General features: G+C 50.5%; 10 protein-coding genes. 7 read left to right on the forward strand and 3 right to left on the reverse strand.

What is annotated here, in order from left to right; genetic code table 11:
* Positions 1-22: 22 nt before the first annotated feature.
* Positions 23-649 (forward strand): HD domain-containing protein, encoded by a 627-nt coding sequence (locus DW947_RS09050; RefSeq protein WP_117599892.1) that lies wholly within the window; start codon positions 23-25, stop codon positions 647-649.
* 267 nt (positions 650-916) lie between these two features.
* Here the strand turns inward: DW947_RS09050 and DW947_RS09055 are convergent, their stop codons facing one another.
* Positions 917-2,533 carry a family 43 glycosylhydrolase gene (locus DW947_RS09055; protein WP_117963415.1) on the reverse strand — a complete coding sequence of 539 codons (1,617 nt, stop codon included), beginning with the start codon at positions 2,531-2,533 and terminating at the stop codon, positions 917-919.
* A 339-nt stretch (positions 2,534-2,872) separates the two neighbouring features.
* Here DW947_RS09055 and ychF point away from each other — a divergent pair, with 339 nt between their 5' ends.
* From ychF to DW947_RS09085, 6 genes are all read left to right on the forward strand, one after another.
* A complete protein-coding gene (ychF, locus tag DW947_RS09060; RefSeq protein ID WP_117963416.1) occupies positions 2,873-3,976 on the forward strand; it encodes a redox-regulated ATPase YchF in 1,104 nt (367 codons plus the stop codon).
* A 77-nt stretch (positions 3,977-4,053) separates the two neighbouring features.
* Positions 4,054-4,866: a carboxypeptidase-like regulatory domain-containing protein gene (locus tag DW947_RS09065; protein ID WP_117963417.1), complete on the forward strand. Its 813-nt coding sequence runs from the start codon at positions 4,054-4,056 to the stop codon at positions 4,864-4,866.
* 14 nt (positions 4,867-4,880) lie between these two features.
* On the forward strand, positions 4,881-5,801 hold the full coding sequence (locus DW947_RS09070; protein WP_005833928.1) for a ketopantoate reductase family protein: 921 nt from the start codon (positions 4,881-4,883) through the stop codon (positions 5,799-5,801).
* Between the two features lie 86 nt (positions 5,802-5,887).
* On the forward strand, positions 5,888-6,790 hold the full coding sequence (lgt, locus tag DW947_RS09075; RefSeq protein ID WP_022401919.1) for a prolipoprotein diacylglyceryl transferase: 903 nt from the start codon (positions 5,888-5,890) through the stop codon (positions 6,788-6,790).
* Positions 6,791-6,891: 101 nt separating this feature from the next.
* On the forward strand, positions 6,892-9,228 hold the full coding sequence (locus DW947_RS09080; protein ID WP_117963418.1) for an alpha-xylosidase: 2,337 nt from the start codon (positions 6,892-6,894) through the stop codon (positions 9,226-9,228).
* Positions 9,229-9,263: 35 nt separating this feature from the next.
* Positions 9,264-11,441, forward strand: coding sequence for a glycoside hydrolase family 3 C-terminal domain-containing protein (locus tag DW947_RS09085; RefSeq protein ID WP_117963419.1), 2,178 nt, complete (start codon positions 9,264-9,266; stop codon positions 11,439-11,441).
* Between the two features lie 113 nt (positions 11,442-11,554).
* Here DW947_RS09085 and DW947_RS09090 read toward each other — a convergent pair whose 3' ends face one another.
* Both DW947_RS09090 and DW947_RS09095 read right to left on the reverse strand, forming a co-directional pair.
* Positions 11,555-14,182, reverse strand: coding sequence for a glycoside hydrolase family 78 protein (locus DW947_RS09090; protein WP_057087315.1), 2,628 nt, complete (start codon positions 14,180-14,182; stop codon positions 11,555-11,557).
* A gap of 15 nt (positions 14,183-14,197) precedes the next feature.
* Positions 14,198-16,348 (reverse strand): GH92 family glycosyl hydrolase, encoded by a 2,151-nt coding sequence (locus DW947_RS09095; protein ID WP_005833933.1) that lies wholly within the window; start codon positions 16,346-16,348, stop codon positions 14,198-14,200.
* Between the last annotated feature and the right edge of the window lie 85 nt (positions 16,349-16,433).

Below are 16,433 nucleotides of genomic sequence, written 5' to 3' on the forward strand. Positions count from 1 at the left end.
GCCTCCTAAAAAGGAATGCCACATGATACCCGAGACCCTCATTACCTATATCGAGACAGCAATCATTCCCCGGTACAAGGAGTTTGACAAGGCACACAACCTCTCACACGTCCGCACCGTCATCGAAGAAAGCCTTGCCCTCGCCCGGCAATATCCCGAAGCGGACGAACGCCTGGCATACGTCATTGCCGCCTACCATGACACGGGACTGTGCCGCGACCGCGCCACCCACCACCTTGTCTCCGGCGAGATACTGATGGCGGACTCCACCCTGCGGCAATGGTTCTCCGACACGGAAATCCTCCTCATGAAAGAAGCCGTAGAGGACCACCGGGCCTCTACAGACCACGAGCCGCGCAGCATCTACGGCAAGATTGTTGCCGAAGCAGACCGCATCATCGACCCGGACATCACCCTACGCCGCACCGTACAGTACGGATTGAAACAGAATCCTGCCGCCGACAAGGAGTGGCACTACCAGCGGTTCCATCAGCATCTCATGGCAAAATATGCACCCGGCGGTTATCTGAAGCTCTGGTTTCCCGAGGGGAAGAATGCGGAACAGCTGAAGAAGCTCCAAGCCATTATCGCAGACGAAGGACGGCTGCGGCAAGTTTTCAACCGAATATTCGAAGAGGAAAAGCAATAGCGGTATCAATGAAGCATATGCCCCATTTCATTTTCGACTATGGAAACGGTTTGTTTCCCATAATGGAACAGAGTGTTCTCTATAAGGAAACAAAGTGTTTCCTATAACGGAACAAATCGTTTTATCCCGTCGAAACAAGTCGTTTCATACAAGAGAAACAATCTGTTCCGACGGGGTGTAACAAAGTGTTCAGTACTGTGAACTAATACAATAGCTCTATTTAGAAGGTCTCACAAGATAAGTATCCGCCTCCATAAGTATAAAGACTTATGGGCGTGCCAACATGAGGAAATCATAAAACTCACAGATGGACTGGCCTTCGGTCTCTGATTCGAAGACAAAGAAGAGCGGCTGCTTTCCCTTATGCAGCTTTGCCGGAATAGAGAGCGAAGCATAGAACTCCCTGCAAGTGCTGCCAGCCTTCACATTCACAAGTCCTATCTCTACACCGCCTTTTGTTGTCCAAGGGCTACCCAGCATGATGCGGATGCGTCCGTCGGTATCTTCAGCCTTCAACCTTAACTGCATCTGCAAAGACTTATCTCGCGGAACGGCATTCATATTCAGGTATTTATATCCTACAATCGACCCACTTGTGTTATTCACCACCGGAGCGAACGGGATTTTGTGGTTGTTATCGCCGGCATAGGGATTATTATCCCGGTACACAGGCCGGATATAAGACCCCGTATACACATAATGGGGATAGACCTCTTTGATTCCTCCGGGATTGGTGTGCCAACAAGCCAGCCCGGCCGAGATGCGCTGCATAGGATTGAGCCCTTCAAGAAGGAAACCTTCAGAGTTGAACTCTCCGCGTGAAATCACGACTTTCCCGCCTTTTCCTTTTTCCACCTTTACATCAATGGCCGACACCATAGCTTGGCGTGCATAGCAATCGGTACCTATCTGGCGATGATAGAACACGTACCATTGCTCACCTATCTTGCAGATACTGCCATGCGTATTTCCACCGGGCATGGCCGAAGCTATCACATTGCCTTTTTCATCATATTCGCGCGCCCGCGCATCGATGATTGTCCCACCATAGGTCCACGGGCCCAAGGGATGCTCGCTGTAGGCATAGGCCAACGTATAGTTGCTGGCGTTTGGCAGGCCATCTTCACCCTCAGCGGTAGTACGGCTATAGATAAACACATACTTATCCTCAATCTTGCGGATAGAAGATGCCTCAAAGAAGCGGAATATACCTTCCTGCCGATAGCCCGAAATCATGTTCTCCACCACTTCGGTACCGGGCTTTACCGTGCACATGGTAGCAGGGTCCAACTCCGCGCCATGCGAAATGCCAAATCCCCAATAACCATACACGCGTCCATCATCGTCAACAAACACTGCGGGGTCGAATCCCAAGCAACCGAAAGTCTCACGAGGACGTTCCTTGTTCCAATTGCATACTGTAAACGGACCATCGGGACGGTCGCTTTTGGCAATCATGGAATTGCGCCCGCCACCTTGATTATTCGGAAAGAGGTAATAAGTTTTCTTACCATCGGCATCGGTAGTTACTGTCACGTCAGGAGCAAAAAGCACGTCGTCGGTTCCATCAGCATTCAGTTTATACAGCTCGGGCGACTCATTGACTTTAAATATCACGCCGTCATATCTCCAACGGGTCAGGTCCTCTATGGGTGCCGACCACACCACTTGGTCACGTCCGCAATACATCCACTTGAGATTGTCGTGCGAACCATAAATATAGACACGGTACTTGCCGGGACAGTCAGGATCCTCAAACACATAGGGCTCACCATCAGGAATAAATTCCCAAAGCGGCAGATAAGGATTCTGTGCAGATAATGTAAAAGACAAGCTGATGAGACATGATAAAATCATCAGAATTTTTCTTACTTTGTTTTTCATAATCGCATTGATTTATAGAATGATACTTAAATTATAATTGCGACAAAACTATCAATTTATCGTTTCATCGTCATGCTTTTAATGCAAATTAACACGTTCAATACGAATTTCTAAATACCGTTCCGGCGGCTCTCCCATCTCCTCCTTTCTTCGTTGGTGTATGCAAAAATCAGCTATTTTTCAGTAAGTTTGTCCGGTTTGCACTATCTTTGCTTAAAAAAGCGAAGATAGGCTGCACCTCAGCATAAAAAATGAACGAGTTCATTTTATTCTGCATTCGGTTTGCACTATCTTTGCATCCAATTAACTGAACAATAACTAAAAAAACAAGATAACACTATGGCATTAAAAGCTGGTATCGTGGGCCTTCCCAACGTAGGAAAATCCACTCTTTTCAACTGCTTGAGCAGCGCAAAGGCACAAGCGGCAAACTTCCCGTTCTGTACAATCGACGCCCAAATGGGACAAGTGTCCGTACCCGACGAACGACTGACGAAGCTCGCCGAGCTGGTTCACCCGGGGCGTATCGTACCCGCCGTGTGCGACATCGTCGACATTGCCGGACTGGTGAAGGGCGCCAGCAAAGGTGAAGGACTCGGCAACCAGTTCTTGGGCAACATCCGCGAGTGCGACGCCATCATCCACGTGCTGCGCTGCTTCGACAACGGCAACATCGTCCACGTGGACGGTTCGGTGAACCCCGTGCGCGACAAGGAAATCATCGACACAGAGCTACAACTGAAGGACCTCGACACGGTGGAAAACCGCATCAAGCGTGTAGAGAAGATAGCCAAAGTGGGTGGCGACAAGGCGGCAAAGATAGAGTACGAACTCCTGCTCCGCTACAAGGATGCCCTGGAACAAGGACAAAGCGCCCGCACCGCCATTCCGCAGAACGACGACGAGGAACAATGCGCCAAGCAGATGTTCCTGCTTACTACCAAGCCTGTGCTCTACGTCTGCAACGTGGATGACGTCAGTGCCGCCAGCGGCAACCAGTACGTAGAGCAGGTGCGTGAAGCCATCAAGGGCGAGGATGCGGAACTCATCATCATCTCCGCCCAGACCGAGGCCGACATCGCCGAACTGGAGACATACGAAGAAAAGCAGATGTTCCTCGAAGACCTGGGACTGAAAGAAAGCGGCTGCAACCGTTTGATTAAAGCTATCTACAGCCTGCTGAACCTCGAAACCTTCATCACTGCCGGAGAGATGGAAGTAAAAGCATGGACCTATCGCAAGGGCTGGAAAGCGCCGCAATGCGCCGGCGTTATCCATACGGATTTCGAGAAAGGGTTTATCCGGGCAGAGGTCATCAAGTATGAGGATTATATCAAGTATGGCAGCGAAGCAGCCGTGCGCGAAGCCGGAAAGTTGGGTGTGGAAGGTAAGGAATACGTGGTGCAGGATGGGGACATCATGCACTTCAGGTTCAATGTGTAATGATATTCATTCCAGATGGCAATGTACAAAGAAAGTACATTGCCATTTTCTAATAAACTCCATACAATAACAATACTGTGAAACAGATTATCTTCCTTTTATTCTTATTGTCCTGTACTGCCGTTTATGCACAACAGCAAGACTCGGTAACCATTCACGGACGGGTGACTGATTACAACGGACAGCCGATAGACAGTGCCAGCGTCTGGTGGCAAAACCCGCAGTTCAATGACATCATAGAAGCCATAACCGACAAAGACGGGCATTACACGGCCCGTATACCCAAAGGGAAATATCAAAGTGCAGCCTCTATTTATCTGCCCTCCTATGCGCACATTGCCATGAAAAGCGGGCTGCCCGAGACTGAACACCGCCTGGAGTTCTGGGCCTGGGATTTCATCGCCGACCGCGACACTACACTCGACATACGTTATCATCGTATGGAAGCTTATGGCCTGCGTGCTTTCTGCATCCCCGGAGCCATGCCTACTTATCAGATATACGTCCGTCCCATGAGCTTGACACGTACCTACCAATGGATGAAAGAAACAAAGCCCGAGTCATTGGTACACGGTGAAAACCTAAGTGACATTGAGCAACAAGAACAAAACAAAGAAGCCAGAGAATGCCAGATGGCTCCCCGCCCCGGGCAACTGAAAGTCACCGTCTGGATAGACGGCGAGAAAATCCCCGTGCTGATGAAGCAGGAAATAAAAGAATATTTCGACAGCAACGAATATGGCAACGCCTATCTATTGACAGTAGACATGCCCAAGCATCCCAAAAAAGACCTTCCCTACCGTATCTTCAAAGTAGAGCTGGAAGACATGGAAAACGGTGACCGGGGCGAAGGGCTTTACTATATGGAAAAGGAAAACTACGTTCAATAAACCATACACAACAAATGGCAAACAGTAATCTGAAATACCTCATAGCAGGTACCGGCGGCGTAGGCGGAAGCATCGCCGCCTTTCTTTCATTATCCGGCAAAGACGTCACTTGCATTGCACGTGGCGAACACCTTGCCGCCATACGCGGGAACGGTCTGCAACTGCACTCCGATTTGAAAGGTGAACATTGTCTGAAAGTGGCGGCATTTACCGCAGAAGAATTCCAAGGCAAAGCGGATGTTATCTTCGTCTGCGTCAAAGGTTATTCCGTAGACTCCATTACGGAACTCATCAAACGTGCCTCACACGAGCGTACAGTGGTAATCCCCATCCTGAATGTTTACGGAACCGGTCCCCGTATCCAGCGGTTGGTCCCCGGCGTCACGGTGCTCGACGGCTGCATCTACATCGTAGGATTCGTATCCGGACGGGGAGAAATCACGCAGATGGGAAAGATTTTCCGGCTCGTCTACGGAGCACACCGCAGCACGATTGTTTCCCGTGAAACATTGGAAGCCGTGCAACGCGATTTGCAGGAAAGCGGCATCAAAGCCGAAATCTCCGACGACATCAACCGGGACACATTCGTCAAGTGGTCCTTCATTTCTGCTATGGCCGTCACCGGAGCCTATTACGACGTACCTATGGGCGAAGTCCAGAAACCGGGCAAAGTGCGCGACACCTTTATCGGACTGTCACAAGAGAGTGCAGCTTTGGGCAGGAAGTTGGGTATAGAATTCAAGGAAGACATCGTGCAGTATAACCTCAAAGTAATAGACAAACTCGCCCCTGAAAGTACCGCCTCCATGCAGAAAGATATGGCCAAAGGACATCAGAGCGAAGTACAAGGCTTGTTGTTCGACATGATTACGGCTGCAGAGGAACAAGGGATTGAGGTGCCGACGTATAGGATGGTGGCGGAGAAATTCAAATAAACTGCCACGATGAACTGCCAAACGAGATAATTTCATACCTTTGTCCCGAACAACCCCGTAATTCAGTAATTTAATTCTTCATAAATATGTTATCACTACTCACCATCAACTGGAACCCCGACCCCGAACTATTCAACTTCTTCGGCATATCCATCCGCTACTACGGTTTGTTATGGATTATCGGCCTCGCTTTTGCCTACCTTATCGTGCAACACCAGTACCGCGACCGCAAAATAGACGAAAAGAAATTCGAACCTCTTTTCTTCTATTGCTTCTTCGGCATACTGATAGGCGCACGACTGGGCCACTGCATATTTTACGACTGGGCCTACTACCAAGACCACTTCGTTGAAATGATTCTCCCCATCAAGCAGACCGCCGCAGGATGGAAAATGACGGGTTACACCGGCCTTGCCAGCCACGGCGGCACGCTGGGCCTGATTATCGCCCTCTGGATGTACTGCCGCAAGACGAAGATGCACTACATGGACGTGCTCGACATGATAGCCGTTGCCACTCCCATCACCGCCTGCTGCATCCGCCTTGCCAACCTGATGAACTCCGAAATCATCGGCAAACCGACCGACGTGCCCTGGGCATTCATCTTCGAGCGCGAAGACATGCTGCCCCGCCATCCGGCACAGCTCTACGAAGCCATCGCCTACTTCATCTTCTTCCTGGGGATGGTCTGGCTATACAAACGCGGACAGAAGAAACAAGAGACCAAGCTCGAAACAGATTTCAGCACCACCAAGCGGAAATCAACCACCGTGCAGGCCGAAGCCTCCCTGCCCTATCACCGCGGTTTCTTCTTCGGACTCTGCCTGACGGAGATTTTCACCTTCCGTTTCTTCATCGAGTTCCTGAAAGAAAACCAGGTGAACTTTGAGGACAGCATGACGCTGAACATGGGCCAGTGGCTCAGTATCCCGTTTGTGATTATCGGGGTATATTTCATGTGTTTCTACGGGAAGAAAGCTTCCAAATAAACATTTCAGCCCTACATAAGCAACATACCCACCCCTTTCATCTGTGTGGATTTCTCTACTTTTACGGCATCGAAACAGTAACCGTAAATCATATATTTATCATGAAAGAGAAACAACTGATGAAAGGGGCAGCTTTTATGCTGCTGGCAGCAACTGCCACCCTGCCTGCGCATGCCCAACTGAAAACAAATGCCGGCGTGCAATACCTGCTTTCCCAGTCGAAAGACATGAGCCAGGATTTTCTGGACCTCAGCAACACCTATTTCTTTGCCGACAGCCTGGTATCGTTCGACACCTCCACCGGCAAGGGGACTGTCCAGTGGAAACGCCAGCAACTGATGCCCCGCCAGGCATTCAATGCAAACACCTACCTGCACCAGCCCCTCCAGTCGCTGGACTTCCCGGAGACGGCCTACGACAACAATCCACAACTGACGTTCACCGTCGAACCGGTCAGCGAACGTACCCTCCGCATCCGTATGCTTACCTCGCCCATCGTACCGAAAGAAGATGCCGACGACCCCATGCTCATAGGAAAGCCTGCCGACGGACGCTCCTTCTGGAAAGCCGAGAAGACAGATAAAGGTACCCTGTACACCTCCCGATACGGCAGCCTGCTCATCGAGAATTACCCCTGGCGCCTGGTGCTGAAAGATGCCGACGGACGCCTGCTGACACAGACTCGTTGCTGGAGCGACAACGACTCCACACAGGTCAAGATACCTCCATTCAGCTTCATCAAGCGCGGCTCGGACAACTCACGCAGCATCAATCCCGTATTCAGCCTCGCGCCAAACGAGAAAATCTACGGTTGCGGCGAGTCCGCCACCGCACTGAACAAGGCCGGGCAGAAGGTCAACCTCTTTGTCACCGACCCGCAGGGCCCCGAAACTCCGGATATGTACAAGCCTATCCCCTTCTTTTTCAGTAACCGTGGCTACGGCATGTTCATGCACACTTCCGCCCCCGTGACCTGCGACTTCGGCTGTTCCTACATCGGAGCCACCAAACTCTTCATGGCAGACGAAGCGATGGACATCTTCCTCTTCCTGGGTTCGCCGAAGGAGATGCTGAGCGAATACACCGCACTGGTAGGACGGCCCGAAATGCCCCCCTTGTGGAGCTTCGGCACCTGGATGAGCCGCATCACCTACTTCAGCGAAGCAGAAGGCCGCGATGTAGCCCGGAAACTGCGTGAGAACAAGATACCGAGTGATGTCATCCACTTCGATACCGGCTGGTTCGGCGTGGACTGGCAATGCGACTACGCCTTTGCCGCCGACCGCTTCGACAATCCCCGGCAGATGCTCACCGACCTAAGGTCACAAGGCTTCCGCACCTGCCTCTGGCAACTCCCCTACTTCACTCCGAAAAACAAGTTCTTCCCCGAGCTGGTGGAACGCGGTCTGTACGTACGCAACGGTAAGGGGCAGCTCCCCTACGAGGACGTGGTGCTGGACTTCACCAACCCCGAAACCGTACAGTGGTATCAAGAGAAGCTCGGCAATCTGATTGAAATGGGTGTAGGCGCCATCAAAGTAGACTTCGGCGAAGGTGCCCCACTGGATGCCATCTATGCCAACGGCCGCAGCGGACTATACGAACACAACCTCTATCCCCTGCGCTACAACAAAACTGTGGCCGAGGTAATCAAGAAGATACACGGTGAAAACATTATCTGGGCACGTTCCGCATGGGCAGGTTCACAACGCTATCCATTGCACTGGGGCGGTGACGCCGCAACCACCGAAACCGGTTTCGAGGGAACCATCCGCAGCGGCCTCTCCATCGGACTAAGCGGATTCTGCTTCTGGAGCAATGACATAGGCGGCTTCGTGACCCAAAGCCCCGAAAGCCTCTACCGCCGCTGGCTGCCCTTCGGCTTCCTCACCAGCCACAGCCGCGTGCACGGAGCACCTCCCACCGAACCGTGGTACTACGGGAAAGAGTTCACAGACTATTTCCGCCGTTGTGCCGAACTGAAGTACAAGCTGATGCCCTACGTATATGCACAATCCAAAGAGTGCACCGAAAACGGCTGGCCGATGCTCCGCGCCCTGTTGCTGGAGTATCCCGACGACCCGGGTGCATGGCTGGTAGAGGACGAGTACATGTTCGGCTCCAATCTCCTCGTGGCCCCCATGCTCGAAGAGGGTAACGGACGGGATGTCTACCTCCCCGGACGACAGAAGTGGATAGATTACCAGAACGGAAAGGTGTATGCTCCGGGATGGAACCATATCGAGTGCGGCGTCCTGCCCATCGTCATTCTTGTAAAGGACGGTTCGGCCATCCCCCATATACCCGTGGCACAATGTACAGACCAGATGAAATGGGACAAGATTACGTGGAAGAAATATCTGGCAGACGAAAAGAAAGCCGAAGGGTTGCTCTGCCTGCCGCAGGACGGACGGTTGCAACGAATATCAATCCCATAACCGATATATCAAACACATTAAAACCCTAATACCCCATGCGAAACAAATTATTACTCCTCGCCTTGCCCCTGCTGTTCGGCTTGCAGGCAAGCGCGCAACACACACAAGCCTTTCAAGATACCACGCTCAGTGACGAACAGCGCGTGGAACATCTTCTCTCCATCCTGACATTGGATGAAAAGATAAACCTTCTTTCCACCGACCTCGGTGTCCCCCGCTTCAACATTCCCCGTTGCGGACACTACGAAGGACTGCACGGGCTGACCCTCGGCGGTCCTGCCATGTGGGGCGGACGCCAAAGAACGGAAGACGGGAAAGTAGTCCCCACAGACTGCCCCACCACCATATTCCCCCAATCCTACGGTCTGGGCTCCACATGGGACACCGATTTAGTGCGGAAAGTAGCGGAACAAGCCGCTGAAGAAGCCCGCTACTACATGCAGACCACCGGCAACAAGCGTCATGCCCTCGTAATGCGCGCTCCGAATGCCGACCTTGCCCGCGACCCGCGCTGGGGACGTACCGAGGAGAGTTTCGGCGAAGATGCCTTCCTCACCGCCCAACTCACCATTGCCAGCGTACGCGGCCTGCAAGGCAATCACCCCCGCTACTGGAAAACCGCCTCTCTGATGAAGCATTTCCTTGCCAACAGCAACGAGGACGGACGGGACAGCACTTCCTCCGACTTCGACACGCGGCTGTTCCACGAATACTATGCTTATCCTTTCTATAAAGGTATCACCGAGGGAGGCAGCCGCGCTTTCATGGCTGCCTACAACAGTTGGAACGGCATCCCCATGTCCATCCATCCCTGCCTCGAAGAGATTACCCGCAAGCAGTGGGGCAACAACGGTATCATCTGTACGGACGGTGGCGCCCTGAAACTGCTGATTGAAGCGCACAAGAGTTTTCCGAGCTTTGCGGAGGGTGCCGCTGCCGTAGTAAAAGCCACCACAGGACAGTTTCTCGACGCATACGTTCCCTACGTCAAGGAAGCACTGAAAAAGGGATTACTGACCGAAGCCGACATTGACAAAGCCATCCGCGGAAACATCTTCGTCGCCCTCAAGCTCGGCTTGCTCGACGGGGACAACTCCCGTAACCCTTATCTCTCCATTGGAAAGGACAGTACGGAAACACCGCCTTTCATGACAGCAGAAGCCCGCAGGCTGGCACGGGAAGTCACCGCCAAGTCTGTGGTGTTATTGAAAAACAAGAATCTCCTGCCTCTTGATGCCGGAAAGCTGCGCAAAATAGCCGTTATAGGCCCATATTCGGACAAAATCGTGCAAGACTGGTATAGTGGTACCCCGCCTTACGAAACAACGATTCTGAGCGGCATACGCAATGCTGTAAAGGAAGATACCGAAGTCATCCACGCCGAAGACAACCGCATGGGCCAGGCGGAAAAGGCTGCCGCAGCCGCCGACATCGCCATCGTGTGTGTAGGAAACCATCCTTACGGTACACGTGCGGACTGGAAGTTCTCTCCCGTTCCCAGTGACGGCCGCGAAGCTGTCGACCGCAAATCACTGATGCTGCCCGATGAGGATTTGGTGAAGCTAGTGCTCAAGGCCAATCCCAATACCATACTGGTGCTCGTCAGCAGCTTCCCCTACACCATCAACTGGAGCCAGGAGCACGTGCCTGCCATCGTCCACATCACCCACTGCAGCCAGGAGCAGGGAAACGGACTGGCCGACGTACTCTTCGGCAAGGTGAATCCAGCCGGACGTACCGTACAGACGTGGGTGAAAGACATCACTGACCTACCCGACATAATGGACTACGACATCCGCAACGGACGTACGTATATGTACCACCAAGGCCCTGTGCTCTATCCTTTCGGCTATGGTCTGAGCTATTCCGACTTTACGTACGAGAAGATTGAATCCTTCAAGCAAGACAAGAAGAACATCCGCGTGACGGTATCAGTGAAGAATACCAGCGGACGCGACGGGGAAGAAGTCGTGCAGCTCTATGCCAGCTATCCGGAATCCAAAGTGGAACGTCCTTCCAAGCAGTTGCGCGCCTTCAGGCGTATCCCCATCAAGGCCGGCGAAACCCGGAAAGTGACGCTTACCGTGCCCAAAGAAGAGCTCGGCTATTGGAACGAAGGAAAGCAGATGTTCGTTGTAGAACCCGGAACGGTGAAGCTGCTGATAGGGGCTTCATCGGAAGATATACGGTTGGAGGGAAAGATCAGGCTATAAGAATGAAAAAGCCATCCCTTAACATACCGACTATAAAAATTAGCGAGTTATGCCACAACAACGTGGCAAACCCGCTAATTACATATTTGCAAGCATAAATGAAAAGTACAGGGTCACTTTACAATAAACTCATATCTTCCTGCCGCCAGTTCCACCACCCGTACATTCTCGGCCTTGTCAGGTAAAGTGAGTGTAGCTGTACTGTTAGCGGGCACTGTAACTTCATAATGCACACATTTCCCTTTCCATTCCCAGCGAGAAACAATTTCACCGTAAGGCGACCGATGACGAGCTTCAAACCGTTTCAATCCCTTTATGAAATGGGGACGGAGCAGAATGTTTTGAAAACCAGGTTGCACGGGATCAGGGAAAATACCTCCCAGCCCCTTGTAGAACCAAGCACCTATTTCACCGAACATCATATGATTGTCCGAGATGTCACGAGTAGCCTGCAAATCCCAGTTCTCGAGCAGCGTAGTGGCACCGTTCACCATCCACCAACCCCATGAAGGATAAGTGTCCTGTACAGCCACCTTATAAGCTGTTTCAGCATAACCATTTTCGCTGAGTGCATTCAGAATAGCTTTAGCTCCTAATACACCCACATCCAAGTGAAAACCGTCCTCCTCTACCTTATGTGCCAAGTTAGCTGCCACTTTTCCTATCAACTCTTCGGGCACAATCTTCCATTGCAAGGGAACACTCAATTCGGTTTGTGAACCTTCGGCATAGATGCCTGTTTCTCGATTCAGGAACTTATCATTGACAGCTTGCTTTATCTCCTCCGACAAGGCATTATAATATTCGTAATCGGCCTGTTTGCCGAAGAGTTTGGCAGCAGCGGCCAAAATCTTGGTATCTACATAAAAGTAGACCGAGGAAGTCAGCTCTTTATTGGATTTTGACTTCACCGGCACCCAGTCTCCGCGCCCCCACGTAGTGAGATGATTGTTAGAGATACGCTCCACATAATCCACATAACGTTTGATGCTCTCGTAACAATCGCTCAAGGGCTTGCTATCACCGTAGAAGAGGTAGATATTCCAAGGGATGATGGCAATAGTACTAGTCCAGTCCAGCCCGTTGTCTGTACCATATCCCCATCCACCAGTTGGAATAATATCGGGCAGCACTCCGTTGGGCTGCTGTTCGTCACGATGGTCGGCCAACCATTTTTCGTAAACGGTAATTCCATCAAAGTTATAAAATGCTGCCTCAATGGCAAAATGACCGTCACCAGTCCAACCGTTCTTCTCGCGCTGAGGGCAATCGGTGGGGTAGCCCATCAGATTGGAAAGGTAAGAGTGATTGGCAGCATGGAGCAGCTTGCCTATCAGTGGGCTCGAAGATTCCAAGCTACCTACTGCCGGCACATCACTGTGCATGAAGTAAGCAATCAAGCTGTTTTGGTCAAGCTCAATAGGCTTATCTGCCACTACCTCCACATAACGAAATCCCTTGTAATTAAATCGGGGCATGAACTCATCCTCTTCTCCACTCAGAATGAGAATGTCCGTCTGAAAAGGGTCTTTCTCCTTATCGCCTCGAAAGTAGACATCAATGTTCGAGAGATCGAGGCGGCCATTTGGATGTAAGCGTTCGCCATGTTTGATTCTGACCTCCGTTCCCCGTTCACCCGAAACATGAATACAAGTCACACCGGACATATTTTGCCCGAAATCATAGATGTATGTTTTCTCGTCCACTTTGCGGAAAGAGACGGCGGGGAAAATCTTTACATTACGGATGGGATGTACTTGCTGGGCAGTGACATTGGAAGAAGGTACACTCCGATAGGCTACTCCGCGCCACTTGGAATCATCGAATTCCGGAGTGCTCCATCCTTTCTGCTCCAGACGTGCATCGTAGTGCTCGCCAGTATAGATACTATTAAAAGTGATTGCACCCGACGCTGTCCGCCAACTGAGATCGGTGGGAATAGTCTCCACGCTTCCATCGGTGTAGGTAATGCGCAAGTCCAGACAGAAAGTGGGACGGTTGCGCCAAGGGGCACGGTCGAAGTCCCACACTGCTTTGGATTGATGGTTATACCAGCCGTTACCCAAAAGTACGCCAATAGCGTTGTCACCATTCTGTAATTGTGAAGTCACATCATAAGCCACATACAAGTTGCGGCGATCAAAGCGGGTATAGAGAGGGGCAAGGCAGTGGTCTCCTATCTTCTCGCCATTGATGTAAAGCTCATATAGTCCAGCAGCGGCAATATAAGCACGCGCTGACTTTACCTTTTTGCCGGTCTTGAACTCTTTTCGGAAGTAAGGGGCAGGCCCATAATGAATATCCTTGCCATCGCCAATCCAAGCACCTTGCCAATGTTGCATCCCCATCATGCCCGTTTCAAAGTAAGAGACAGGAGAAGCAGTCTCCTTATATTCCATGTCGCTGCAGATTACTTTCCAATAATATCTAGTGAAAGGCTGCAGTTTTTTGCCCGCATAGGCCACAAGCTGATTACGGGAATCGTTCTTTCCACTATCCCACATCCTGCCACAGCCATTGACCACATTCAACGAGTCTTCGTCTACCACAATCCGCCAGGAAGTCTGCACAGCTCCCTGCCTACCATCTTCCATCCGCCAAGAAAGGCGTGGAACGGGATTATCCAAACCTATAGGTCTGTCAAGATGTTCGCTCCTCAGATCAACCAAACGAACCGGAGTCTGCCCTTGTACAGTAATGCAAGCAAAGAATGTGAATAGAAGCAGTATATTTCTTTTCATAACTCCATTGTTTATCTATTCCGTAGTAATCACCAGTTCCTTGCCCTCCCTCAGTTGGTCATGGGTGATAAAGTAACCGTCAATCTTTTTACCGTCATAAGTAATGTCAATAATCTTCTTGCCGCTTCCTTTCTTCACAATCGTAAAGGGACGACCATTCAGATTGAACGTCACTTTATCGAACAAGGGAACAGTAACAATATATTCAGGATCGGCAGGCGAATAAGTGTAAAGTCCAATAGCATTGAGCACATACCACGAAGACATCTCGCCGGCATCATCCATCCCTGCATAAGCCAGCTTGTCGGCACCCATGTCATAGTAGTGGTTCATCAGGCTGTCGAGAATGCATTGGGCTTTCTCTTGTTTGTCTATGAAATAATAGGTGTAAGGAATGCTGTGTCCCGGCTGGTTTCCGTGACAATAGTTTCCGATGAATCCGGTCAGGTTGTGGGCCTCGTAACCTCTCCACGGTTCGCTGAATAAGGAATCCAGTTTAGCCTCCACCGCCTCTTTACTGGGATAGAGCTTAATCATGCCTTCGGGGTCGTGGGGGGCGAAGAAGAGGGCGTTCCATGCATTGGCCTCACGGTACATGTACTGGTAATAGGGATAATACGGATCGAAATCCTGAATCCAGCTACCATCGTCAATCTTACCTCTCCAAAAGCCGGTAGAGGGGTCGAATAGCGTCTTGTAGTTGTTGGAGCGTTCCATCATCAGCTTGTAGTTGGCTTCATCTCCCAGCTCCTTGGCTACCAAGGCTACGGCATAGTCATCGTAAGCATATTCCTGGGTCTTGGTCACAGCCCCTTTGTATTCGTCCCATGTGGGTACATTCACTGTGTCTTTTTCAGCAATCCAACCTCGCTCCATATACTCATCCAAATAGCGACGTCCTCCTTTACCGGGCACCGTAGCATTTTTCAGAATCAACTTATAAGCACGCTCCAGATCGAAATCATGCAAACCACGCAACCAAGAACCAGAAATAAAAGTGGAAGCGTGATCACCATGGAAGAAGGTGGGCATGTAGCCGTCACGCTTCTCGCCTTTGTCAATAATAGACCTAATGATGTCAGTAGTCACATCGGGAGAAATCATACCTATGAGTACCAGTTTGTTGCGATAATCGTCCCAAAAAGAAGGGTCAGTGTAATAGTGGAAGCCGTTATTCACTACTTCGCCACGGACATCAGTATATTCATGATTCACATCGCTACGCAAAGCCGGCCATTTAAAAGCATGGAAGAAAGTAGAATAAAACAATCTCTTTTCACGTTCCGTGCCACCTGCAACTTGAATCTTGGAGAGGAGTGCTTCCCAAGCCGCATCGGCTTCTTCTGCCACTTGTGCAAAACTTTTGTTCAACATTTCGGCCTTCAAATTCATTTGAGCATTCTCTATACTCACAAACGAGAAACCAGCCTTCACTTCCAAAGGTTCAACACCTTTGCTGTCGATAAAACGCAGCACAGCCACCTCATGTTTGTCGTCTTTTACCATTTCCACTTGGCCTATTTTATAGTTGGTCTTAGCGTAAAAGTAGATTTTACCATCGCCATCTTGATAACCCGTGAACGTATTATCGTCAACCTTCTCAATCTTCCAATCACGGACATCATTATTAGAACGGCGGATGTCTACCAATAATGACTTATCGTCGCCCTTGCCGAAAGTATATTTATGGTAGGCACAACGCAAGGTACTGGTCAACTCGGCGTTCACTTTATAGCGTTCCAGATAAACTTGGTAATACCCCGGATGCGCAGATTCCTTCTCGTGACTAAACCCGGAGCAATAATTACCCGGAGCGATAGTTCCCACCACTGGCAACATGGGGACATGCAACAAGTTCCAATGCCCTTTAGCAGTATGTGAAAAACCATAAATCACAGTGTCCTCATATTGATAGCCCGCACCGCTACGAAACTGTGTAACGGGGCTGAGCTGCACCATTGCGTTGGGCAAGGTAGCACCCGGATAAGTTTCCGCACCCCATGTACGTGACTTTATTTTGCGCGTATACCCTAAGTCCTCAGGCTCCCACAAAGTAGCCGTACCCAAGAAAGGATTGACATATTCGGTTAATTTCTTCTGCGTACCGCCACAGCCCGTCAGAACAATCAGGGCGAACAGTAGAAATAAATATTGATTCTGTTTCATCTTTTGTGTTTATTTTATATAAAAAACTGTTGTCTCTAAAAACATTATTTCCAAAATAACTGCCAATTAAAACTGGCTCTAAAAA

The organism is Bacteroides sp. AM44-19 (genome assembly GCF_003603395.1).
Lineage (GTDB): Bacteria > Bacteroidota > Bacteroidia > Bacteroidales > Bacteroidaceae > Bacteroides > Bacteroides uniformis.